Source organism: Glycomyces terrestris (assembly GCF_003933745.1).
Taxonomy (GTDB): domain Bacteria; phylum Actinomycetota; class Actinomycetes; order Mycobacteriales; family Micromonosporaceae; genus Glycomyces; species Glycomyces terrestris.
Genome location: NZ_RSEB01000003.1, coordinates 179415 through 203234, shown reverse-complemented (window position 1 = coordinate 203234; position 23820 = coordinate 179415). Strand labels below are relative to the sequence as shown.

Below are 23820 nucleotides of genomic sequence, written 5' to 3'. Positions count from 1 at the left end.
ACCAGATGCCATGTCGTGTCCAGTCGGTAGCTCTAGGTAGTCTTCTAGGGAGTGAACTTGAGGGGGCTTCGGTGTCGCTGCGCTCACGGCTCACCACGGCGTTCCTCGTCGTCGTGCTCGGGCCGGTCCTGGTGGGGGCCGTCTTCGTCGCTGCCGTCATGTCCCACCTGGCGGACTCCCGCGGGGAGGCGCTGGCGAGCTCGGCGGTGACGACGGTCGACTCGACCCTCGGCACGATCTGCGAGCGCATCCAGGCCTCGGCCGCGGTGGTGGCACTCAGCCACAGTAGCGGCGGCACGGCCGACGCGCTGGAGATGGCGCAGCTCGTCGTCGACCGCCGCGTCGTCGACGGCGTCGTCTTCACCGGCCTCCAGGACGCCGGGAACGTCGCCACGCCCGACGTCGGCGCGGAGGCGCCCGACGGCGCCTGGGTCGACTGCGGCGAGGCCGCCGCGTACGCCGGCGCGGGCCCGATCGTCGCGCTCGGCGCGCAGGCCGAGGTCCAGAACGCCGACGGCACCGTCTCCGTGTTCTCCGCGTTCCGCGTCGTCGACCGCGGCTTCCTCGACCGGATCGCGAACGTCGCCGACGCCGACCTGGTCCTGCGCGACGGCCGCCCCGAGCCGCTGCGCGTCGGCGACGTCGACGCGGGCCGCTGGGACGCCACCGACGCGTTCCTGCCGCTGAGCATCGGCACGGTCGCCACGAACGTCACCCCCATGTACTGGACGCTCGCCGCGATGGTCGCCGTCTCTGCGCTGTGCGCGATGGGCCTGGCCGCCTGGCTCGCCCGCTCCACCACCCGGCCCCTCCACGAGCTGTCCGCCGCGGCCGAGCGCGTCTCCGAGGGCGACCTCGACGTGCGCGTCCCCGTCCACGGCCGCGACGAGGTCGCCCACCTCGCGCTCGCGTTCAACCGCATGACCGCCCAGACGCAGGCGTACGTGAACGCCCTGACCGCCTCCCGCGACCAGATGCGCGGCCAGCTCGGCCGCCTCGGCCAGACGCTCACCGCCACGCTCGACCTCGACCGCATCCTGGAGGTCATCCTCGACACCGCGATGGTCACCGCCGGCGCGGAGGCCGGCGTCGTCATGCTCGTCGACGTGGACGACGCCGACCAGCTGCGCCAGCGGGCCGGCGAAGGCGACCTCGGCATCGACCAGCCCGCCGCGATCCGCCTCGGCGAGGGCATCATCGGCTCGATCGCCGCGAGCGGCGTGCCCGCGCACGGGCGCATCGCCGACGGCGTCTTCAACGGCCGCCGCCGCGCCGAGACCGAGCCGGACGCCCGCACGATCGTCGCGGTGCCCTTCGAGGGCCGCGCCCCCGCCGAGACCGACGACGCGGGCGCCCCCCGCACCGAGTCCGGCGTCCTCGGCGTCCTCGTCCTCTACAACCGCATCGCGGGCGAGGACTTCGAGCCCGGCGACGTCGACACGCTCCGCACCTTCGCCGGGCAGGCGTCGGTCGCGGTCGAGAACGTCCTCCTGCACCGCCAGGCCCAGCGCCTGAGCCTGACCGACCCGCTCACGGGCCTGTGGAACTACCGGTTCATGCAGACGTCGCTGCGCCGCGAGGCCGAGCGGTCCCGCCGCTACCAGCGGCCCTCCGCGCTCCTGGCGATCGACCTCGACCGCTTCAAGGCTGTGAACGACACCTACGGGCACCCGGTCGGCGACCAGGTCCTCATCGAGCTCGCCCGCCGCGTCACCGGCCAGATCCGCGAGGTCGACCTCGCGTTCCGCCACGGCGGCGAGGAGTTCATGGTGCTGCTGCCCGAGACCGACGCCGCCGGGGCCGCCGCGGTCGCCGAGCGCCTCGGCCGCTCCGTCGCCGCCCGCCCCTTCAAGGTGAACGACGCCTCCGGCGGGCGCGAACTCCGCGTGACCGTCTCGATCGGCGTCGCCGTCCTCGGCGAGCACGCCGACACCGCGAACGAGATCCTCGCCGCCGCCGACGAGGCCCTGTACGCCGCCAAGGCCGCCGGCCGGGACACCTGGCGGGTCGCCGTCGTCTGAGGCGCGGCCGACCGGGCGGGCTGCGCCCGCAGGGGGCCGCCGGCCCGGGAGCGCGGGACGTTCACGTTCTGTTCTCCAGGGTGGCCGAGACCTGACGGAGCGTGCCCACGATACCCTCGCCATATGTCTGATACCGCGCCCCGCGCCACGAAAGCAGTCATTCCCGTGGCGGGTAACGCCACCCGCTTCCTGCCGGTCACCAAGGCCGTCCCCAAGGAGCTCCTCCCCATCGTCGACAAGCCCGTCCTCCAGTACATCGTGGAGGAGGCCGCCGCCGCCGGGCTCGACGACGTCACCCTCATCACCGCGCGCGGCAAGGGCCCCATCGTCGACTACTTCGACACCCGCCCCGACCTCGAGGACGCCCTCGCCGAGAAGGGCAAGGACGACCTCATCGACGTCGTCAAGGCCCCCGAGCGCATCGCCGAGATCCACACCATCCGCCAGGGCCGCCCCAAGGGCCTCGGCCACGCCGTCGGCCGCGCCGCCGCCCACGTCGGCGACGAGCCCTTCGCCGTCCTCCTCGGCGACGAGTTCTACGAGGTCGACGACAAGCTCCTGCCGCGCATGATCGACCTCCAGGCCGAGACCGGCGGCATCGTCCTGGCCCTGCTCGAAGTCCCCGAGGAGGAGGTCTCCCGGTACGGCGTCGCCTCCGTCGAGGCCACCGACACGCCCGACGTCGTCGCCGTCACCGGCCTCGTCGAGAAGCCCGCCCGCGAGGACGCGCCGTCCAACCTCATCCTCATCGGACGCTACGTCCTGCCCGGCGCGATCTTCCCCGTGCTCGACCGGACCAAGCCCGGCAGCGGCGGCGAGATCCAACTCACCGACGCCATGGACGCCATGCGCGCCAACGGAACCCCTGTACACGCCGTCATCCTCCGCGGCCGCCGCTACGACACCGGCCAGCCCGTCGAGTACCTCCAGACCCTGATCGAGCTCGCCACCCAGCGCCACGACTTGCCCGGCTTCAACGCCTGGCTGCGCGAATTCAGTGCGACACTGGACTGACTGCACCGCCGCCAGGCGGCGCAGGTGAGCAACTGACCGACGGGGGGATGAGGAGCGATGGGGACCGGCGACGCGACGCCATTGGCCGACTTCCTGTCGAAGGCGCTGGCGCTCGTCCGACCCCTGCCCCCGGTCGACATCGACATGACCCAGTCGACCGGGTCGGTCCTCGCCGAGAACGCGGTCAACCCCGGGCCGCTGCCCGCCTTCGACTACGCCGCGATCGACGGCTACGCGTGCAGCGCCGACGACATCGCCGGCGCCAGCCCCGAGCGGGGCGTCGGCCTGAAGGTCCTCGGCGACCTCGCCGCCTCCTCGTGGCGGCCGGTGCGGCTCGTCGCCGGCACCTGCTTCTCCGTCGCCGCCGGGGCCGCGCTCCCGGTCGGCGCGGACATCGTCGTGCCCCTGGCGTGGACCGACGAGGGCATGGCCACGGTCGACGTCCGGCAGGTGCCGCGCCGCGGACACGGCGTGCGCCGCATGGGCTCCGAGCGCGCCGCCGGCGAGATCCTGGCCCACGAGGGCCGCCGCGTCACGCCTCAGCTCGTCGGCCTCCTCGCCGCCGCCGGCATCGCCGACGTCGTCGTGCGCCCCACCCCGCGCGTCGTCGTCATCGCCACCGGCGACGAGCTCGTCGACACCGGCCGGCCCTCCCAGCCCGGCCAGCTCATCGACGTCAACTCCCACCTCGTCACCGCCGCCGCCTCCGAGGCCGGCGCGCACGCGTACCGGGTCGGGATCTGCGACGACGAGCCCGACGCGCTCCGCTCCGTCCTCGACGACCAGATCCTCCGCGCCGACCTCGTCATCACCACCGGCGGCACCGGCACGGGCCCCGGCGACATGGTCCGCCGCACCTTCTCCCGCGACGGCGCGGTGGACTTCACCCCGATCGCCGTCTACCTCTGCGAGACCATGGGGTTCGGCACGATCGGGCCCGAGGAGGTCCCCGTCGTGTGCCTGCCCGGCGACCCCGTCGCCGCCACCATCGCGTTCGAGGTGATCGCGCGGCCGCTCATCCAGCGGCTCGCGGGCGCCGAGCCCGTTTTCCGGCCCAGCGTGCGCGCCAACCTGACCGAGCCCGTATCCTCACCGAGCGGGCTCAGGGAGTTCCGGCCCGTCCGCGTCGCCGAGCGCCGCGGCGGCGGCTACACCGTCGCCCCGCTCGGCTCGAGCTCCTACACGCTCTCCGGACTCGCCGAGGCCACCGGCCTGATGACGATCGGCGAGAACGCGACCCGGGTGCCCGCCGGGTCCACGGTGGACGTGCTCCTGCTGGACAGGAACCGATGAGACACGTTGATACCAGAGCGGACGGCCCCCGATGACCGTCCCACTACCGCAGCTGGACCGAGACCGATGACCCTTTCCAACCCCGGATGGCCGGTGCGCCTCGAGCACGGTTCGGTGAGCGTGCGGCCCTTCCGCCGCTCCGACGCGAACCGCTGGTCGGAACTGCGCCGGGCCAACGAAGCCTGGCTCGCCCCTTGGGAACCCGGCACCGGCACCACCTGGCACGAAGCCCATTCCCCGGCCGCGTTCCGCGCCATGCTCCGCGGCCTCAAGCGCTCGATCAAGGACGGCACCAGCTGGCCCCTCGCGGTCTGCTGGGAGGGGACGCTCGTCGGCGGCCTCACCGTCGGCAACATCGTGCGCCGCGCCTTCGGCTCCGCGTACGCCGGCTACTGGATCGACCGCGGCCACGCCGGGAAGAACATCACCGCCACCGCGCTCGCCCTCGTCGTCGACCACGCCCTGACGGTCGGCCGCCTCCACCGCATCGAGGTGAACATCCGGCCCGAGAACGGCCCCTCGAACCGCGTCGCCGAGAAGCTCGGCCTGCGCCGCGAAGGGCTCCACAAGCGGTATCTCTACATCGACGGCGACTGGCGCGACCACTACGGGTACGCCGTCACCGCCGAGGAGATCGCGTCCGAGCGCATGATCGACCGCATGGAGCGCCTCCGGCGCGCCGAGGCGGAGCGGCCGGCGTCCTCGGGCCCGGCCGCGTAGCCTCCGGTCCCCTCGGCCCGGCCCGCTAGTCCCTGGCGGTCAGGATGATCGGGCCGTCCTCGGTGATCGCCACCGTGTGCTCCATGTGCGCGCCGCGGGAGCCGTCGGCGCTGCGCAGGGTCCACCCGTCCGGGTCGTAGACGATCTCGTCGGTCGTCTGGAGGAACCACGGCTCGATCGCGATGACCAGGCCCGGCTTGAGCTTCATGCCCCGGCCCGGGCGGCCGTCGTTCGGCACGTGCGGGTCGCCGTGCATGGTGCGGCCCACGCCGTGCCCGCCGAACTGCGTGTTCACGCTCAGGCCGTCGCCGCGCGCCACGGTCGCGATCGCGTGTCCGATGTCGCCGATCTTGTTCCCGGCCCGCGCCGCCCCGATCCCGGCCTCGAGCGCCCGCGTCGTGGTGTCGATGAGGTGCAGGTCCTGCTCGCGCGCCTCGCCGACCACGATCGACAGCGCCGAGTCCGCGACCCAGCCGTCGACCTCGGCCGCGAAGTCGAAGCTGACCAGGTCGCCGTCCTTGAGCCTGTAGTCGTAGGGCAGGCCGTGCAGGACCGCGTCGTTCACGGAGGTGCACAGGACCTTCCCGAACGGGCTGCCGCCGAACGACGGGTGGTAGTCGACGTAGCAGGAGACCGCGCCCGCCTCCTTGATGCGGCGGGCGACGAGGTCGTCGAGTTCGAGCAGGTTCATGCCGACCTCGGCGACCCGCTCGAGCTCGGCGAGGGTCGCGGCCACGAAGCGGCCCGCGGGGCGCATCGCCTCGATCTCGGCGGGGGAGTACAGCTCGATCATGGACGGCCTCTCAGACGGTTCCGGTATTTGTATACCGGTACTATAATACCGGTATGATCCGACCGCCGCTGCGGCCCGACGAGCACGACCGGGGCCGCGCCCTCGGCCGGGCGCTGCGCACGGCCCGCGGCTCCCGCAGCCTCCTCGACGTCGCCGCCGAGGCCGGCATCTCCCCGGAGACGCTGCGCAAGATCGAGACCGGCCGCATCGCCACACCGGCGTTCTTCACCATCATGGCCCTCTGCGGCGTCCTCGGCGTCGCCCCCGAGCAACTCGCCGAAGACGCGGGCGCGGAACATCCGATGACAGGTTGACGGTGCCAATACACGGGCCGCGAGCTGCGCCGAGGGCCCAGGTCACCCCCGGTGCGCAATGCCGACGGCCCGCCGCCCGCCCGGGTTAGGCTCTCGCCGTGGATGCCGCGACCCAACTCCCGACCGTGGGCATGATCGGCGCCGGCCAGCTGGCCCGCATGACCCATCAGGCCGCCATCGCCCTCGGCCAGAGCCTCAAGGTGCTCGCCGGCGACCCGGCCGAGAGCGCCGCCGCCGTCGCCACCGCGACCGTCCTCGGCGACTACCGCGACCTCGCGGACCTCCGCGCCTTCGCCGAGGGCTGCACCGTGGTCACCTTCGACCACGAGCACGTCCCCCAGGACGCCCTGCACGCGCTCGCCGCCGACGGCGTCGACGTCCAGCCCCGCCCCGAGGCCCTCCTGTACGCCCAGGACAAGCAGGCCATGCGCACCCGGCTCACCGAGCTCGGCCTCCCGCAGCCCCGCTGGGCCCCCGTCGCCTCCCTCGCCGACGTCGAGGCGTTCGGCCTCCCCTGCGTCCTCAAGGCCGCCACCGGCGGCTACGACGGCAAGGGCGTCTGGATGGTCGACACCCCCGCCGACGCCGAGCCCGTCCTCGCCTCCGGCATCCGCCTCATCGCCGAGGAGCGCATGGGCCTCCAGCGCGAACTCGCGATCCAGATCGCCCGCTCCCCGCGCGGCGAGACCGCGGCCTACCCCGTGGTCGAGACCGTCCAGACCGGCGGCATCTGCACCGAGGTCATCGCCCCCGCCCCGGACCTCGACGACGCGACCGCCGCCGAGGCGAAGCGCATCGCCGAGACCGTCGCCACCGCACTCGGCGTCTGCGGGATGCTAGCCGTCGAGCTCTTCCAGACCGCCGGCGGCCTGTTCGTCAACGAGCTCGCCATGCGCGCCCACAACTCCGGCCACTGGACCATCGAAGGCGCCGAGACCAGCCAGTTCGAGCAGCACCTGCGCGCCGTCCTCGACTACCCGCTCGGCTCCACCGCGACCGTCGCGCCCTGCACGGTCATGGCGAACGTCCTCGGCGGCGCCCCCGGCGGCCCCCGCCTCGACGAGCGCCTCCAGCACCTCCTCGCCGAGGACCCCGGCGCGCACGTGCACCTCTACGGCAAGGCGGTCCGCCCGGGCCGCAAGATCGGGCACGTCACCGTCCGCGGCGACGACCCCGGCCTCCTGCGGCGCCGCGCCCTGCGGGCCGCCCACTGGCTCCAGGAAGGCGAGTAGATGGCAGACCAGAAGCCCCGCGTCGGCGTGATCATGGGGTCCGACTCCGACTGGCCCACCATGGAGCCCGCGACCCTCGCCCTCGCCGAGTTCGACATCCCCTACGAGGTCCGCGTCGTCTCCGCGCACCGCACCCCGCACGGGATGCTCGCCTACGCCGACTCCGCCGCCTCCCGCGGCCTCCAGGTCGTCATCGCCGGCGCCGGCGGCGCCGCCCACCTCCCCGGCATGGTCGCCTCCGCGACCACGCTCCCCGTCATCGGCGTCCCCGTGCCCTTCAAGCACCTCGACGGCATGGACTCCCTCATGTCCATCGTCCAGATGCCCGCCGGCATCCCCGTCGCCACCGTCTCCATCGCCGGCGCCCGCAACGCCGGCCTCCTCGCCGTCCGCATCCTCGGCGCCGCCGACGAGGCCCTCCGCGAGCGCATCGCCAACTTCCAGGTCGACCTCGAACGCATGGTCACCGAGAAGGACGCCAACCTCCGCCACCGCCTCGCCCACCCCGAATAGCGTCGCCGGCGCGCGGTGTGTCGCGTATGCGACACCTGCGTGCCCCCGGGCGCGGCCGCCTCGTTCTTCCGGGTGACACCCTCCCCGGATTCGCAGCGGAGACAACGAGACCGGCTCATCGTGCCGAGGTGCCGGGAGGTGCCCGAGCACACCGCCCGGGGCGTCATCCGTACGGCGAAGGGAGCCTGAGCTGAAGGCGTACACCGCGATAGTCGGTCCGAAGGACGGGGAGTGGTTCCCGGTGGAGGTTCCCGAGGTGCCGGGGGTGTTCACCCAGGGCCGCGATCTCGTCGAAGTCGAGGAGACGGCCCGGGAGGCAATCGCGCTCATGACCGGCACCCCGATCGCCGAGATCGCCATCCGCATCGAAGACCACCGCTACCGGATCGCCTGAGGCCGGAAGCGAATTCGGTTGCCCCGCCGCACTGCGGCCCCTAGCCTCGGGGCGTGTCGAATTCTCAGCTGCACCCGACCGGCGGATACGAGCACGTGACGATCGTCGAGGGCGGGCGCCTCGCGTTCCTCGCCGGGCAGTGCCCCGTGGACGCCGAGGAGCGGGTCGTCGGGGTCGGGGACCTCGAACGGCAGATCGAGCAGGTCGCCGCCAATTGCCTCGCCGCGCTGGCCGCGGCCGGGGCCCGCCCGGCGGACGTCGTGCGGTCCGTCGTCTACGTCGTCAGCGGCGAGAGCGGCGTCGTCGGCGGCGCCTGGCACCGCCTCGCCGAGCACCCCGAGCTCGGCCCGGCCTTCAAGGCCGCCAGCACGGTCACCGGCGTCACCTGCCTCGGCTACGCCGACCAGCTCATCGAGGTCGACCTCACCGCGAAGCTGGACTAGGCCGGGCCGCTCGCGACCGCTTAGACCTCCGAGCAGAGGAGGGCGGCGTGGGACTCGCCGATCCTGGTCGCCACCAGGGTCGCCTCCCCGGCGCCGTTGAGCTTGAGCTGCCTGCGGAGCGCGGCCGGGTCGAGGCCGGTGCCGCGCTGCTTGATCGTGAGGCGGCCGATGCCGCGCTCGGCCAGGAGCGCCTTGAGCTTCTTGGGGTGCAGCGGCCAGACCTCCTCGACCCTCCAGGCCCGCGCGAACGGCGTCGCCGTCAGCCGGTCGCCGTAGAGGTACGCGATCCGCTCGCTCGCCGTGTGCGCCTCCAGGTCCCGGGCCAGTTCGGCCACCAGGCCGGCCCGGATGACCGCGCCGTCCGGCTCGTACAGGTACTCCGCGACCGCGCCGGTCTCGGCCCGCTCCTCGCCGCTGCCGGTCAGCTCGTGCCACTCGCCGGCCTTGAGCAGGCTCGCCCGGCGCGGCACCTCGGCCGCGTCGCCGAGCCACAGGCACGCCTCGACCACGTCCCGGTCCACCGACACCCACTCCGCCTCGGCCCCCGCCGGGATCCACTCGTGCCCGATGCCGGGCCCGAGCTTGACCGCCGCGAAGCGCGCCCCGGCGAGGCGGTCCAGGAGGGCGTCCAGGGGCGGGGAGTAGTCCGCCGGGTCGAACCGCCGGCCCGCGCCCGAGCGCCGCGCCGGGTCGGCGAACACCGCCTCCGCGAGGGGCGCCTCCAGCGCGTCCCCGACCCGCACGTCGACCCGCAGCCCCGTCGCCGCCGCGTTCGCCCTCGCGTACGCCGCGGTCGCGTCGCTCAGGTCCACGGCCGCGACCGCCAGCCCCGCCTCGGCGAACGCGAGCGCCTCGGTCCCCAGGCCGCAGCACAGGTCGGTGACCTCGTGCGCGGCCGCCGCGAACCGGGCCGCGCGCCGCCGCGCCACCGGCCACCGCGTCGCCTGCTCCAGGCCCGCCCGCGTGAAGTACAGCCGCTCCGCGAGGTCGCCGAACTTGCCGCGGGCGTGCCGGCGGAGGTCCGCGAGCGTCAGCGCCGCCGCGGCGAGGGCCGGGTCGACGCCCGCCTTGCGGAGAGCGAGCGGCGCGCGGTCGCCGTCGCGCTCCAGGGCCTCGGCGGCGGTGCGCTGGAGGCCGGGGTCCGCGGTGAGGGAGTCGAGCAGGCTGGGTTCCACGCGACCCATGATCCCCCACGGGCCGCGCCCGCGTGCCGCGGGATATGACGTCGCAGACCCGCGGTTGACGCCCCGACCTGCACGAACTAACCTCTGCCTTAGCACTCGCAAGGCGAGATTGCTAAGCGCTATGATCGCATTGGCACTCTCTCCGTGAGAGTGCCAGCCACGGGCCGGTGCCTCGGCACCCGCGACGACGAGACCCGCGCTGTCGTGGCGGACAACCGTACTGAACACGTCAGGTTTGGAGAAACCAAGTGAGCAAGGCTGCCATCAAGCCGCTGGGCGACCGCATCGTTGTCCAGGCGAACGAGGCCGAGACCACCACCGCCTCGGGCCTCGTCATCCCCGACACCGCCAAGGAGAAGCCGCAGGAGGGCACCGTTCTGGCCGTCGGCCCGGGCGCCTTCGACGACAAGGGCAACCGCCTCCCGATCGATGTCAAGGTCGGCGACGTGGTCATCTACTCGAAGTACGGCGGCACCGAGGTCAAGTACGCCGGCGAGGAGTACCTGGTCCTGTCCTCGCGCGACGTCCTCGCGGTCGTCGAGCAGTAGCCAACGCGTCGGGCCCTCGCCCGCCCGCGGACGGCCTGCCGGCCGCACCGTGAGCGAGGGCCCGTTCGTGTCCTAGGAAGGGAAACCATGCCGAAGATTCTCAACTTCGCCGAGGACGCGCGGCAGAACCTGCTGCACGGCATCGACCAGCTCGCCGACACCGTCAAGGTCACGCTCGGCCCGAAGGGCCGCAACGTGGTCCTCCAGCGCTCGTTCGGCGCGCCGCTCATCACCAACGACGGCGTGACCATCGCCAAGGAGATCGAGCTCGCCGACCCGTACGCCAACCTCGGCGCGCAGCTGGTGAAGGAGGTCGCGACCAAGACGAACGACGTCGCGGGCGACGGCACCACCACCGCGACCGTGCTGGCCCAGAAGATGAGCCGCGCGGGCATCAAGGCGGTCACGGCCGGGGCCAACCCGATCGCGATCCGCAAGGGCATCGAGGCCGCGGCGAACGCCGTGTCCGAGGAGCTGCTCCGCCAGGCCATCGAGATCTCCGACCACGAGCACATCGCGCAGGTCGCGGCCGTCTCGGCGCAGGACCCGGAGATCGGCGAGCTCATCGCCAAGGCCATGGACGCGGTCGGCGCCGAGGGCGTCATCTCCGTCGAGGACGGCTCGACGCTGGAGACCGTGCTCGAGATCACCGAGGGCATGCAGTTCGACAAGGGCTTCATCTCCCCGAACTTCATCACCGACCAGGACTCGCGCACCACGGTCTTCGAGGACCCCTACATCCTCATCACCAACGCGAAGGTCTCCTCGATCGAGGAGCTCCTGCCGGTGCTGGAGAAGGTCGTCGAGACCTCCAAGCCGCTCCTGATCATCGCCGAGGACGTCGAGGGCCAGGCCCTCGCGACCCTGACGGTGAACGCCCTGCGCGGCACCCTGCGCGTGTGCGCCGTCAAGGCCCCCGCGTTCGGCGACCGCCGCAAGGCGATCCTGGGCGACATCGCGACCCTCACCGGCGCCGAGGTCGTCTCCTCGGAGATCGGCCTCGACCTGAAGGCCGCCGACCTGTCGCACCTGGGCCGCGCGCGCCGCGTCACCGTCTCGAAGGACGCCACCACGATCGTGGACGGCGCCGGCGAGAAGGAGGCCGTGGACGCCCGCATCGCGCAGATCAAGCAGCAGGCCTCGACCACCGAGTCCTCCTGGGACCGCGAGAAGCTCGAGGAGCGCCTCGCGAAGCTCTCCGGCGGCGTCGCCGTCATCCAGGTCGGCGCGGCCACCGAGGTCGAGCTGAAGGAGCGCAAGCACCGCATCGAGGACGCCGTCAACGCGACCAAGGCCGCGGTCGAGGAGGGCATCGTCGCCGGCGGCGGCGCCGCCCTCGTCCACGCGATCACCGTCCTGGAGAAGGTCGAGCTCGACGACCCCGAGGCCCGCGTCGGCCTCAAGATCGTCGAGTCCGCGCTCTCCGAGCCGCTGCGCCGCATCGCCGTCAACGCCGGCGAGTCGGGCGACGTGGTCGTCAACAACGTCGCCGGCAAGGGCTGGCGCGAGGGCTGGAACGCCGCCACCGACGTCTACGAGGACCTGGTCTCGGCCGGCATCCTCGACCCGGTGAAGGTCACCCGCAACGCGCTGCTCAACGCCGCCTCGATCGTGGGCCTCGCGCTCACCACCGAGGTGACGATCGTGGACAAGCCGGAGGAAGAGGAGGAGGCCGGCCACGGCCACTCGCACTCCCACGGCGGCCACGGCCACTCCCACTAGGCCCGGTCCACCGGAGCACCTGGGCGACAAGCGAACACGAGGAGGGCCGCCGACATCGTCGGCGGCCCTCCGGCGTCCCCACCTGCGCTCGCGGCCCGCGGGAGAACCCCAAGTGTCAACATCCCGACAGTTTGTCGCGGAGCTGTCGGGAAACCGATAGAGTTCAAGTGCCTTCGCGGCCTTTGGGGATCGGAGCCGCGAAGGCACTTTTGCGCCGGAAAACGGCCGGTTCACCTGCCCCGCCCGGGAGCACCGCCCCCTCGGCTACGCCGCCCCTTCTTCTCCCTGCCGCACCCGCAGCTCCCGCATCCGGTTGAGCGCCGCGGCCACCTCGAACCGGCGCGGGATCGCGAAGTCCGCGTCCCTGATCCGCAGCAGCTCCGCCTCCCCGTCGGCCTCCAGCGCCGCGTCGAGCCGGTCGAGCGCCTCGGCCACCGTCGCCTGCCCGTCGATCCAGCCGCGCCGCACGGCCGCCTCGAGCGCGAGCCCGATCCCGGCGGTCATCGACGGATCGGTGATCTGCTCGACGGCCCGCACGTCGATCTCGGACTCCCCGAACCGCAGCCCGTCGGTGCCGCCCGCGCGGATCTTCTGCCTCCCGCGCGACTCCGACGACACCGACCGCGCGTCGACCACGCGCGCCCGCGGCATCCGGAACCCGCCGGCCTCGACCTTCCGCCCGGTCGGCTTGGCGGCCAGGGCCTTCGCGCGCGCGGTCACGTCCTCGGGCACGTACGCGTCCATGAGCACGACCCGGTCGGCGACGTCCATGTAGTCGCCCGAACCGCCCATGACGAGCATGACGGCGACGCCGTGGTCGTCGGCCATCGACCGCACGAGGTCGACCAGCGGCGTGAGCGGCTCGCGGTCCTTCGCGACGAGTTCCTGCATCCGCGCGTCGCGGATCATGAGGTTCGTCGCGGCGGTGTCCTCGTCGATGAGCAGCACCCGCGCGCCCGCTTCGAGCGACTCGACGACCGCGGCCGCCTGCGAGGTCGAGCCGGAGGCGTTCTCGGTCGAGAAGTGCCGCGTGTCGTCCCCGGACGGCAGGTGGTCGACGAAGGCGTGGACGTCGACGCCGGTGACGGCCCGCCCGTCCTCGGCGCGGATCTTGACGGCGGTGCGGTCGGCGACGACGAACTCCCTGCCGTCGCCGGGCACGTGGTCCCACACCCCGGCCTCCAGGGCCCGCAGCAGGGTCGACTTGCCGTGGAAGCCTCCGCCGACGATGAGCGTGACGCCGGGCCCGATCCCCATGCCGCGCACCGTGCCCGCGTGCGGGAGCTCGACCTCGACCGCGAGCGCGTCGGGGGAGCGGAACGGCACCCCGGACTCCAGCGGCCGGTCGTCCACTCCGGACCTGCGGGCGAGCATCGCGCCGTCGGCGACGAACGCCACCAGCCCCTGCGCGGCAACCGCTTCCCGCAGGGCCGCAACGTCATCGGCGTGCCGCATCCACCGCTCCGCCTCCTCCTCGCCCACCGCGAGCGCGTCGTCGGCGGCGTCGGGCAGGTCCTCGCACAGCAGCCGCGCGGCCTGGCGCCCGGCGATGCGCCGCCCGTGCCCCGGCAGCTGCGCGCCGAGCCGGAACACGACCGCGCCGTCCGCGCCGACCTCGCACGAGGCCCGGCGCAGGATCTCCTGGCCGCCCGCGTCGATCCGCAGGTCCCTTGTCGGGCAGGCCTTCCGGAACCGCTTCGCGAGGAGCACCGCGAGGGCCCGGCGCCGCTCCGGCGTGGCGTGCCATGCGGGCACGAGGTCGGCGGCGTCGGCGTCGAAGCGGAGCGCGACGCGGCTCGGCGGCGCGAACGGATCCGATTGCACCTGCGAAATGTCGAGAATCGCCGGACCTGTCCACCATTTGCCACGCAAGGATTTATATCGGCCGTAACTCGTACCTTCCAGGGCCGTTAGTTCGTTAGACAGGTCATGGCGAGGTGGATGTGAACGATGATCACCAAAATCGCGGGACTCGGCCCGGTGCTGTCGTCCGCCTCTTCGCTGTGTCATGCCCCCAGTTTCCCATCAGGGTCGAGGCTTTCGCGTCAGCGAACCCGAACACCAAGCGTCCACGCCTCCTCCCGGAAACCTCGAAAAGTCACTCGAAAAATTCGCGCGAATCCGCGTCATGGCGGCGGACCGCCTGCGTGCTGGATCTAGAGAGACACGCACGGCCTACCGCACCGAAAGGTAGAACAAAGTGAGAACCGTACTGGTCTGTGTTAAGACTCCTCAAGCCGGACAGAAGATCTCGGCCTGCGCGACCCGCATGGGCCTGGCGCAGGCGGTCAAGTCGGTCGAGGGATCGCCCGAGCTGTTCCTCGAGCTCGGCCGCCGCCAGGTGGACGTGGTGCTCGTGGACGTGGCGCTCGCCGCCCCGGACCCGGTCAAGTTCGTCAAGACCGTCCGCGCCCGCTCGCCCCGCACCGGGGTCCTGCTGTCCGGCGCGGCGGACCCCCGTACCGCCGCGATGGTGGTGGCCGCGGGCGCCCGGGGCGTGATCCGCACGCCGTCCAACAACTCGGACGACCTCCTGGTCGCGCTCGCCCAGGCGATCATGTTCGCCTCCCCGAGCCTCCAGCGCGTCACCGAGACCGTCCCCCGGCAGCGCTCGACCCTCCAGGGGATGAAGCTGACCGAGCGCGAGCTCCAGGTCCTGCGGGGCATGAGCGAGGGCAAGTCGAACGCCGAGATCGGCCGCGACCTGTTCGTCTCGGAGGACACCGTCAAGACCCACGCGCGCCGCATGTTCCGCAAGCTCGGCGCGCGCGACCGGGCCCACGCCGTGGCGGAGGCGTTCCGCTCGGGGCTCGTCTGCTGAACCGTCCACACCGGACCGACGCGGGTCCCCGCCTGGCAGGACGGGAGGCCGCCCGGTCCGCGGCGCCGCCGCTTCAGCGGTCGGCGAGCGCCAGCAGGACCTCGTCGCCTCCCGGAGTGGCGACGAGCTGAAGACCGACCGGCAGGTCCTCGACCTCGCCGGCGGGCAGGGCCAGCCCGGGCGCCCCGGACAGCCCTGCGATGCACGTCAAGCGCACGATGGCCTCGCGATCCGGCTCCGCTCCGATGAGCGGCGCGGGGCCGGGCGCGGCGGGGATCGCGAGCGCGGTGCCCTCGGGGAGCCGGTCCCTGACGAGCGCCACCACGCCGCTGCGGACCCGCTGCGCCCCGGTGACATCGGCCCCGGTGAGCTTGGACGCGTTCGCGAAGCGCGCCTTGACGCCGGGTCCGAACTCGGGCCGGGACGCCTCGATCCACGCGCCGTGCGCCTGCCACGCCTCCCACGCCTGGAGCGCGGCGTAGGCCCGGCGCGCCGACTCGAGCGGCGTGACGCCGCTCGCGCCCGTGGCGCTCTCGTGCTCGAGCCCGAAGTGCGGGTCGTCGAAGAACGGGGCCGTGTCCACGTCGAGGCCGAGCGATTCGACCGCGGGCAGGAGGGCGTCGCGGGTCGCGTCGGGGACCTCGTCCCAGATGTCGCGCGGCGCGAGGAGCCGCGTGATCGGCGCGTGCGCCTCCTCGGGCTCGTCGAGGAGCGCCTCCATGGCCAGGCGCAGCGTGCGCGCGTCGCGCGTGAGGACCCCGGCGGTGTCGAAGGTGGGCGCGAGGGGCACGGCCCCGGCGAGGCTGACCCGCCCGTGCGTGGGCCGCAGCCCGAACAGGCCGCAGTAGGACGCCGGGACCCGGATGGACCCGCCGGTGTCGGTGCCGAGTCCGATGTCCGCCAGGCCGAGTGCGACGGCGGAGGCCGAGCCGGAGGACGAGCCGCCGGGCACGCGCCCGGGCGCGGCCGGGTTCTCGGGGACGCCGTAGTGGACGTTCGAGCCGTTCAGGCTCCACGCGAGTTCGTCGGTGACGGTCTTGCCGACGACGCGCGCCCCGGCGGCGCGGAGCCGCGCGACGGCCTCGGCGTCGGCCTCCGCGGGCGCGTGCGTCTCCAGCCAGCGCGGGTTCCCCGCGCCCGTCGGCGTGCCGGCGAGGTCGAACAGGTCCTTGACGGCCAGCCGCAGGCCCGCGAGCGGGCCGGGGCAGCCGGCGTCGTCGACGAGGGCGATGAACGGGTCGGCCACCTCAGTCGGCCTGGCCGTGCGTCTTCAGCCAGCAGTCCGAGAACCCGCGGGCGTAGTCCCAGGTCACGTAGTGCGCCGGGTCGGGGTCGAAGGCCGGCTCGTGGACCTGCGCGCAGTTGGCCTCCAGGAGGCCGCGGAGGTTGGCCATGAGCAGGCCCCAGGTGAAGTAGTGCGGTTCGTCGCAGTCGGCGCAGTCGACGACGACCCCCCGGAAGCCCTGCGGTTGCAGCACCTTCTCGAACATCTCCAGTTCGTGGAGGTCTTCGAGGAGGTCGGCGCGGTCGTCGTCGTCCAGCTCGGGTTCGAACGGCGCGAGCGCCTCCGCGTGGTCGGGATCGTCGGCGAACGGGTCGCGAGGCTCCTCATACACGGTTCCAGCCTAACGCCCCGAGCCGACGGCGCCAGGTGAGCGCGGGTGCGCGGCGCATGACTCCCGGATGCGTGCCAGGGTCGCAATCGGGTGCTGACACGGCGTGCGCCGCTGGTTAGCATGGGCCGCAGACAACCCCGACGGATGCGAGGAGACGGCAGATGAGCGACGACAGCTTCGGCGAGAACGTGGAGGAGATCTTCGACGACGTGGTGGACGGCGCGGCCGACATCGTCACCGACATCGACGCCACCGAGGTGTGGGAGGACGTGAGCGACGTCGCGGGCGACGCCTGGGACGCGGTCTCGGACAGCGACGTGGTCGACAGCATCTCCGAGGAGGCGGGCGAGCTCTTCGAGTAGCCCCGCTGCGGAACGCACCCTGACGCACTCATGACGGCCCGGAGGCGCCCCGCCTCCGGGCCGCTCCGGTCCCCGCCGGTCCGGCCCCGCGCTCCGCGCTCGTTCCGTCCGGTCATCGGACGACCTGGTCCGGGCCGTGAATCACACCCCACGGGGACGTGTGCGACGCGGGGCGACGCACGTTACGGCACTACCATTGGTCCATGGCGTTCTCAGGGGATTTCGGAATTCAAGGGCTCGAAGGCGCTGCCGGCGAGCGTGTCGGGGGCACCACGGTGCCCATGGGCTCGGCCGGCGCCATCCCGCTCGGCCTCACCTATGACGACGTGCTGCTGCTGCCCGGCGAGTCCGAGGTGGTTCCCGCGGAGGTCGACACCTCCTCCCAGCTCACCCGCAACATCCGCATCTCGGTGCCGCTCCTGACCGCGCCGATGGACACCGTCACCGAGGCCCGCATGGCGATCGCCATGGCCCGGCTCGGCGGCCTCGGCATCCTGCACCGCAACCTCCCCGCGGAGGAGCAGGCCCAGCAGGTGGACCTCGTCAAGCGCTCCGAGTCCGGCATGGTCGCCGACCCGGTCACGTGCTCGCCGGAGGACACCCTCGACCAGGTCGACAAGCTCTGCGGCAAGTACCGCATCTCCGGCCTCCCGGTCACCGACGAGAAGGGCAAGCTCGTCGGCATCATCACCAACCGCGACATGCGCTTCGAGACCGACCACTCCGTCAAGGTCGCCAGCGTCATGACCAGGGAGAACCTGGTCACCGCGCCCGAGGGCGTCTCCAACGAGGAGGCCCTCGAACTGCTCAAGCGCCACAAGATCGAGAAGCTCCCGATCGTCGACGCCGACTTCTACCTGCGCGGCCTCATCACCGTCAAGGACTTCGCCAAGCGCGAGGAGTTCCCGAACGCGTCGAAGGACGACTCCGGGCGCCTGCGCGTCGGCGGCGCGATCGGCGTCGGCGAGGACCAGTACGCGCGCGCCGGGCAGCTCGTCGAGGCCGGGGTCGACCTCCTCGTCGTCGACTCCTCGCACGGGCACTCCCGCGGCGTGCTCGACATGATCGCGCTCATCGCCAAGGACTTCGGCCACAAGGTCGACATCGTCGGCGGCAACATCGTCACCGCGGGCGCCGCCCAGGCGCTCATCGACGCGGGCGTCGACGGCATCAAGGTCGGCGTCGGCCCCGGCGCGATCTGCACCACCCGCGTCGTCGCGGGCGTGGGCGCGCCGCAGGTCTCGGCGATCATGGACACCGTCCGCGTCGCCCGCGAGCGCGGCGTCCCGGTCATCGCCGACGGCGGCATCCAGTACTCCGGCGACATCGCCAAGGCCATCGTCGCGGGCGCGTCGACGGTCATGATGGGACAGCTGTTCGCCGGCTGCGCCGAGAGCCCCGGCGAGCTGATCTACATGAACGGCAAGCAGTTCAAGTCCTACCGCGGCATGGGCTCCCTGGGCGCCATGCAGTCCCGCGGCCAGGCCAAGTCCTACTCCAAGGACCGCTACTTCCAGGACGCGGTCGACTCCAACGACAAGCTCGTCCCCGAGGGCGTCGAGGGCCAGGTCCCCTATCGCGGGACCCTCGCACAGGTGGTCTACCAGCTGGTCGGCGGTCTGCGCATCGCGATGGGCTACACCGGGGCCGGTACCATCGAGGGGATGCATGAACGCGGGCGTCTGGTCCGGATCACCGCTGCGGGCCTCAAGGAGAGCCACCCGCACGACATCCAGATGACCGTGGAAGCGCCCAACTACCACACGCGGTAGTCGGGCCCGGTAGGAGGAGAGACTGTGCGGGAATTGGTCGAGATCGGCCCCGGCAAGATCGTGGCGCGCGGCTGGCGGCTGTCCGAAGTGGCGCTCGTGCCGACCCGGCGCACCAGGGACATCGACGATGTCTCCACCGAATGGCAGCTCGACGCCTACCGGTTCGAGATCCCGGCCGTGGCGCACCCGTCCGACGCGACGATGAGCCCGGCGTCCGTGATCGAGATGGGCCGCCTCGGCGGCCTCGGCGTCCTGAACGGCGAGGGCCTGTGGTGCCGCTACGTCGACCCGACGTCGCTGCTCAAGGAGCTCGCGGACACGCCCGCGGAGAACGCGATCGAGCGCCTCCAGGAGATCTACGCCGAACCGGTGAAGCCCGAGCTCATCGCCGAGCGGATCGCGGAGGTCCGCGCCGGCGGGATCACCACGGCGATCCGCTTCAGCCCGCAGCACACGGCCGAGCTCGCGCCGCTCGCGGTCGAGGCCGGCGTGGACCTGCTGGTCATCCAGGGCACCATCGTCTCGGCGGAGCACGTCTCCTCCGGCGGCGACGTGCTGAACCTGAAGCAGTTCATCGCGGACCTCGACATCCCGGTCGTCGTCGGCGGGGCCACGAACTACAAGACCGCCATGCACCTGATGCGCACCGGCGCGGCGGGCGTCATCGTCGGGGTCGGCTCCGACGACTGGTCGACCACCGACACCGTGCTCGGCATCGACGTGCCGATGGCCTCCGCGATCGTCGAGGCCGCCGCGGCCCGCCGCGACTACCTCGACGAGACCGGCGGGCGCTACGTGCACCTCATCGCCGACGGCGAGATCACCAACTCGGGAGCGATCGCGAAGGCCGTCGCCTGCGGCGCCGACGCGGTCATGCTCGGCTCGATCCTCGCCGACGCGGCCGAGTCCCCGGCCGCCGGCGCCTGGTGGCACTCCGCCGCGTCCCACCCGAAGCTGCCCCGCGGCCGCTTCCGCCCGGGCGACTCCGGCGACATCGAGGTCCCCGACCTCGAGGCCATCCTCTACGGCCCGTCGAACTCCTCGGACGGCTCCCAGAACCTCTTCGGGGGCCTGCGCCGCGCCATGGCCAAGACCGGCTACACCTCCGTCAAGGAGTTCCAGAAGGCCAGCCTGGTCACCGCCTAGCACCGACCCGACCCGGGGCCCGGGCGCGCACGCCGCGCCCGGGCCCCGGCGCGTTCACCCGTTCGGGCCCCGGTCGGCGATATCGGAGGAGGCCGCCGTCCCCTGCACGGGGGGTTTGCGGCGCTCCGGGCGGTCCCGGGGGCGGAAACGGGACTTGCACACAGGCAGCTGTCAGCTAGGCCACGTATCCTTGCCAGCGTGAAGCGCAAGATTGGCCCCGTTCCCACAAGGAGTGGGGAACAACACAACCCCGATTCGGCGTTGGTGCTGCTGTGACCTGCCCGTTCTGTTCCGTGCCCACCGTCCCGGGCGCGCGCTACTGCCACAACTGCGGCGCGCCCCTGTCGCCCGAGGCGACCGCGCCGCAGACCGAGCGGCGCTACGTCACGGTGCTCTTCGGGGACCTCTCGGACTTCACGACCTGGTCGGAGAGCCTGGACCCGGAACGGGTCTCGTCCGTGACCGACCGGCTGCTCGCCGAGTGCGTCTCCGCCGTCAACGAGTTCGGCGGGCACGTCGACAAGCTCACCGGGGACGGCATCATGGCCGTGTTCGGCGCCCCCCTCTCGCACGAGGACGACGCCGAGCGCGCGGTCCGCGCCGCCCAGGCCATGCAGAAGCGCGTCCGCCGCCTCCTCAAGGCCGAGTCCGGCGGGGGCCTGCCGATCGGCCTGCGCATCGGCCTGCGCTCCGGCCTCGTGGTCGCCGGCATGCAGGCGAACCTCGAGTACACCGTCATCGGCGACACCGTGAACACCGCCGCGCGCATCTGCGCGATCGCCTCCGTCGGCACCATCTGGGCCGGCGAGGAGACCATGCGCGCCACCAAGCACGCCGCCGCCTGGCGCCGGCTCACCCCCGTGCGCCTCAAGGGCAAGCGCGAGCCCGTCGAGGTGTTCCAGCTCCTGGGCCTGGAGGACGAGCCCGGCACGCGCGCCAGCCTCGGCGACACCGCGCCGTTCATCGGCCGCGACGCCGAGATCGGGCGCGTCACCGGCCGCCTCGAAGCCGTCATCGACCGCGGCGAGCCGCTGGTGCTCATCCACACCGCCGAGGCCGGCATGGGCAAGACCCGCTTCGGCCGCGAGGTGCGCACCCTCGCCACCGAGCGCGGCGCCCGCGTGCTCACCGTGCGCGTCGCCCCCTACGGCGAGGGCCGCCGCTTCGGGCCCCTCGCCGACCTCGTGCGCAAGGCCGCCGGCCTGCGCTTCGACGACGACCGCGCCACCGCCGAGGCGAAGATCCGCCGCATCGCCGACGGCCACCCCGACCACGGCGAGTGCCGCCTGAACATCACGGTGCTCCTCGGCCTCCTCGGCCACGGCCGCCCCGGCGCGGCCGACCGGGTCGGCGGGTTCACCGGGCAGCAGTCCGACGCGTACACGATCCCCGAGGCCGTCGCAGAGCTCCTCACGCACATGGCGACGCACGGCCCGCTCGTGCTCATCATCGACGACCTGCACACCGCCTCGCTCGACGGCATCGACGCGCTCGGCGTGGCCCTCGCCAAGATCCACGGGCCCGTCCTCGTCCTGCTGTACGGCCGCCCGGAGCTCACCCGCTCCTCCGGCGTGCTCACCCGCATCTCCGAGGCCGAGGTCCACCCGCTGCCGCCGCTCGCCGGCGCCGACGCCGCCCGCCTGCTCCGCGAGTTCCTCGGCGGCGGCCGCCTCCCGAAGCCCGACGAGGACCGCCTCCTCGGCTTCGCCCAGGGCAACCCGTACTACCTCGCCGAGCTCGTCACCCTCCTCACCGAGCAGGGCCTGCTGTCCGGCACCGGCGACCAGTGGCGCCTCGCCGCGGGCTCGCTCACCGGCAAGGTCCTCTCGCGGGACCTCGCGCAGGTCCTCGGCGCCCGCATCGACGCCCTCAGCCCCGCGGCCCGCGCGCTCCTGCGCGCCGCCTCGATCTTCGGCGACGCCGTCCCGCCCGAGGCCACGCAGCTGCTCGAGAAGGAGGTCCCCGGCGAGTTCGACCCCGCGCTCCAGGAGCTCCTCGACCGCCGCATGCTGCGCCGCCGCTCCTACGGCGGCTACCGCTTCGTGACCCCGCTGCTGCGCCAGGCCGCGTACGCGCCCATCGGGAAGGCGGACGCCGCGCACGCGCACGCCGAGATCGCCCGCTGGGCCGCCGACACCGAGCTGGAGGGCCAGAGCGCCGACGACCTCGTCGTCTTCCACGCCGAGCAGGCCGTCACCCTCGCCCGCGAGGTCGAGATCGAGGCGATCGACGAGGTCTGGAACGTCCTCCCGCTCGCGGTCGACGCCGTCCGCAAGCAGGCCGACCGCGCCATGGACGCCTCCGAGCCCGAGCGCGCCGTCGCCCTCCTCAACGGCGTCGAGCGCATCGCGACGCTCTCCAACGACGACCGCCTCCTGCGCGGCCGGGCCCTCACCCGCCTCGGCCGCACCGTCGAGGCCGAGGCCGAGATCGAGGGCCTCGCGATCGACATCGGCCTCATCCCCGACGAGGACCACGCGCACGGCGACGACGACCACCCGTCCCCGCGCCTGTTCGGCGACGACTTCCCGGAGGACGCCTCCGAGCTCGTCGCGCAGCTGCTCCTGCTCCGCGGGCGCCTGCACCGCTACAAGGGCGAGCTCGCCGAGGCCCGCGGGGCCTGGACGGCCGCGCTGGCGCTGTCGCGCCGCGAGGGCCTGGCCGGGCCCCGCTGCGACGCCCAGTGCCGCATCGGCCTCCTCGACTTCCTCGCCGGGCACCTGTCCGAGGCCGAGGCCCGCTTCCTCGACGCCTACGACGTCGCGGTCGGCGTCGGCGACGACAAGCGCCTCGCCTGGGCCCTCCAGCACCGCGCCTGGGTCCTGGTGGCCCGCGGCGACTTCGAGGGCGCCGACGAGGTCCTGCGCGAGGCCGCGAAGGCCTTCGCGCGCCAGATGGACCTGGTCGGCCGCGCCTGGGTCCGCGGCGTGTCCGCGTTCGCGCTCCTCATGGCCGGCCGCTTCACCGAGGCCAAGCGCCTCTCGGACGTGTTCATGCCCATCGGCGAGCGCTCGGGCGACGTGTTCGCCGTGGGACTCCTGCGCGCCATCGGCGCCGCCGCCCAGATCGGCCTCGGCCGCCCCGAAGGCGCCGACGCCTTGGCGCGCAAGTCCTTCCGCGACTTCGAGCGCATCGACGACGACTGGGGCCGCGGCTTCGCGAAGTACGTGCGGGCCCTCGCGGCCCGCTCGATCGGCGCGCTCGACCACGCGCTCGACCTCGCCGCCGGGGCCGAGGAGTACGGCGCGAAGACCGGGCACCCGCTGCTGATCTCCCTGGCGCACAACCTCAGAGGCCGCTGCGCCCTCGAGGCCGGCGACCCGGCGACCGCGGAGGCCGCGGCCGAGGAGGCGCTCGCGCTCGTCACCGACGACGTCCTCGAACCCGGCCGCGCCGCGAACACCGCGCTCCTGGCCGACGTGCACGCCGCCAAGGGCGACCGCGCCGAGGCGCTGCGGCTGCTGGAGGCCCTCGCGGCCCACTACGACGAGCCGTCCCTGGGCCGGCCGCGCCGGGCCATCGTGGCCCGCTACGCGCGCCTGCTCGACGAGGACGGCCGCCCCGGCGAGGCCGCGACGTGGGCCCGGATCACGCTGAAGTCCTTCGGCGAGGATCCGGAGGCCACGGCGTGGGCCGCGCACTACCTCGACGAGTCGCACCCCCTCGGCGCCCCGCTCGGCGCGGGCGCGGACGGCACGGCGGCGGAGGCGTGAGCGGGGGACGCGGCGGGCGGACGGGCACTCCCGCGGAGGCCGCCGGAATGCCCGTCCTCCCGCGCGCTACACGGGGGATGCGTTCACTATGCGCCACCGGGGCTTCGCCCTCGGGAAGCGACATATCATCCGTTCGGCCAGTTATCGCTGGCTTTTCGTCTAGGGGTATACAGAATCGAGGGCGCGTTGCCGTAACGTT

Annotated in this window: 21 protein-coding genes; 16 read left to right on the top strand and 5 right to left on the bottom strand. The window is 73.1% G+C overall.

Annotated features, from left to right (window positions below; all coding sequences use genetic code 11):
• The first annotated feature begins 71 nt into the window (after positions 1–71).
• The 4 genes from EIW28_RS10860 to EIW28_RS10845 all read left to right on the top strand — a co-directional run bounded on the left by EIW28_RS10860 (position 72) and on the right by EIW28_RS10845 (position 5048).
• The gene (locus EIW28_RS10860; protein ID WP_125247742.1) at positions 72–2021 is read left to right on the top strand and encodes a diguanylate cyclase; all 1950 of its coding nucleotides are present in this window, start codon (positions 72–74) and stop codon (positions 2019–2021) included.
• 123 nt (positions 2022–2144) lie between these two features.
• The gene (locus EIW28_RS10855; protein WP_125247741.1) at positions 2145–3035 is read left to right on the top strand and encodes a UTP--glucose-1-phosphate uridylyltransferase; all 891 of its coding nucleotides are present in this window, start codon (positions 2145–2147) and stop codon (positions 3033–3035) included.
• Positions 3036–3092: 57 nt separating this feature from the next.
• Entirely contained in the window at positions 3093–4328 is a 1236-nt protein-coding gene (locus EIW28_RS10850) for a molybdopterin molybdotransferase MoeA (protein WP_125247740.1), read from the top strand.
• A gap of 66 nt (positions 4329–4394) precedes the next feature.
• Complete coding sequence (locus EIW28_RS10845; RefSeq protein ID WP_125247739.1) at positions 4395–5048, top strand: GNAT family N-acetyltransferase; 654 nt, start codon at positions 4395–4397, stop codon at positions 5046–5048.
• 25 nt (positions 5049–5073) lie between these two features.
• Here EIW28_RS10845 and map read toward each other — a convergent pair whose 3' ends face one another.
• Positions 5074–5841, bottom strand: a complete 768-nt coding sequence (gene map / locus EIW28_RS10840; protein ID WP_125247738.1) for a type I methionyl aminopeptidase — start codon at positions 5839–5841, stop codon at positions 5074–5076.
• Between the two features lie 53 nt (positions 5842–5894).
• Between map and EIW28_RS10835 the strand changes: the two genes are divergently transcribed.
• The 5 genes from EIW28_RS10835 (at position 5895) to EIW28_RS10815 (ending at position 8737) form a co-directional block, all read left to right on the top strand.
• A complete protein-coding gene (locus tag EIW28_RS10835; protein ID WP_125247737.1) occupies positions 5895–6155 on the top strand; it encodes a helix-turn-helix domain-containing protein in 261 nt (86 codons plus the stop codon).
• Between the two features lie 98 nt (positions 6156–6253).
• Entirely contained in the window at positions 6254–7387 is a 1134-nt protein-coding gene (locus EIW28_RS10830) for a 5-(carboxyamino)imidazole ribonucleotide synthase (protein ID WP_125247736.1), read from the top strand.
• On the top strand, positions 7388–7900 hold the full coding sequence (gene purE, locus EIW28_RS10825; protein ID WP_125247735.1) for a 5-(carboxyamino)imidazole ribonucleotide mutase: 513 nt from the start codon (positions 7388–7390) through the stop codon (positions 7898–7900). It abuts the gene before it with no gap.
• A 241-nt stretch (positions 7901–8141) separates the two neighbouring features.
• A complete protein-coding gene (locus EIW28_RS10820) occupies positions 8142–8294 on the top strand; it encodes a type II toxin-antitoxin system HicB family antitoxin (RefSeq protein ID WP_197717202.1) in 153 nt (50 codons plus the stop codon).
• Positions 8295–8347: 53 nt separating this feature from the next.
• Positions 8348–8737, top strand: coding sequence for a Rid family hydrolase (locus tag EIW28_RS10815; RefSeq protein WP_125247733.1), 390 nt, complete (start codon positions 8348–8350; stop codon positions 8735–8737).
• A gap of 20 nt (positions 8738–8757) precedes the next feature.
• On the opposite strand, the gene EIW28_RS10810 is transcribed toward EIW28_RS10815, so the two are convergent.
• Positions 8758–9912 (bottom strand): class I SAM-dependent methyltransferase, encoded by a 1155-nt coding sequence (locus EIW28_RS10810; RefSeq protein ID WP_197717201.1) that lies wholly within the window; start codon positions 9910–9912, stop codon positions 8758–8760.
• A gap of 257 nt (positions 9913–10169) precedes the next feature.
• Between EIW28_RS10810 and groES the strand changes: the two genes are divergently transcribed.
• Positions 10170–10469 carry a co-chaperone GroES gene (gene groES, locus EIW28_RS10805; protein WP_125247731.1) on the top strand — a complete coding sequence of 100 codons (300 nt, stop codon included), beginning with the start codon at positions 10170–10172 and terminating at the stop codon, positions 10467–10469.
• Positions 10470–10556: 87 nt separating this feature from the next.
• Positions 10557–12191, top strand: a complete 1635-nt coding sequence (gene groL / locus EIW28_RS10800; RefSeq protein ID WP_125247730.1) for a chaperonin GroEL — start codon at positions 10557–10559, stop codon at positions 12189–12191.
• Between the two features lie 264 nt (positions 12192–12455).
• On the opposite strand, the gene EIW28_RS10795 is transcribed toward groL, so the two are convergent.
• On the bottom strand, positions 12456–14201 hold the full coding sequence (locus tag EIW28_RS10795; protein WP_125247729.1) for an ABC-ATPase domain-containing protein: 1746 nt from the start codon (positions 14199–14201) through the stop codon (positions 12456–12458).
• A 190-nt stretch (positions 14202–14391) separates the two neighbouring features.
• Between EIW28_RS10795 and EIW28_RS24905 the strand changes: the two genes are divergently transcribed.
• On the top strand, positions 14392–15012 hold the full coding sequence (locus EIW28_RS24905) for a helix-turn-helix transcriptional regulator (RefSeq protein WP_091052314.1): 621 nt from the start codon (positions 14392–14394) through the stop codon (positions 15010–15012).
• A 73-nt stretch (positions 15013–15085) separates the two neighbouring features.
• Here EIW28_RS24905 and EIW28_RS10785 read toward each other — a convergent pair whose 3' ends face one another.
• Entirely contained in the window at positions 15086–16258 is a 1173-nt protein-coding gene (locus EIW28_RS10785) for an amidase (protein ID WP_125247728.1), read from the bottom strand.
• 1 nt (position 16259) lies between these two features.
• A complete protein-coding gene (locus tag EIW28_RS10780; protein ID WP_112135072.1) occupies positions 16260–16628 on the bottom strand; it encodes a DUF5319 family protein in 369 nt (122 codons plus the stop codon).
• A gap of 161 nt (positions 16629–16789) precedes the next feature.
• Between EIW28_RS10780 and EIW28_RS10775 the strand changes: the two genes are divergently transcribed.
• From EIW28_RS10775 to EIW28_RS10760, 4 genes are all read left to right on the top strand, one after another.
• Positions 16790–16990 carry a hypothetical protein gene (locus tag EIW28_RS10775; RefSeq protein WP_125247727.1) on the top strand — a complete coding sequence of 67 codons (201 nt, stop codon included), beginning with the start codon at positions 16790–16792 and terminating at the stop codon, positions 16988–16990.
• Positions 16991–17271: 281 nt separating this feature from the next.
• Positions 17272–18762, top strand: coding sequence for an IMP dehydrogenase (gene guaB / locus EIW28_RS10770; RefSeq protein ID WP_125248329.1), 1491 nt, complete (start codon positions 17272–17274; stop codon positions 18760–18762).
• A gap of 24 nt (positions 18763–18786) precedes the next feature.
• Complete coding sequence (locus tag EIW28_RS10765) at positions 18787–19908, top strand: GuaB3 family IMP dehydrogenase-related protein (protein WP_125247726.1); 1122 nt, start codon at positions 18787–18789, stop codon at positions 19906–19908.
• 293 nt (positions 19909–20201) lie between these two features.
• Positions 20202–23621 (top strand): adenylate/guanylate cyclase domain-containing protein, encoded by a 3420-nt coding sequence (locus EIW28_RS10760; RefSeq protein ID WP_158630366.1) that lies wholly within the window; start codon positions 20202–20204, stop codon positions 23619–23621.
• The last annotated feature ends 199 nt before the right edge of the window (positions 23622–23820 follow it).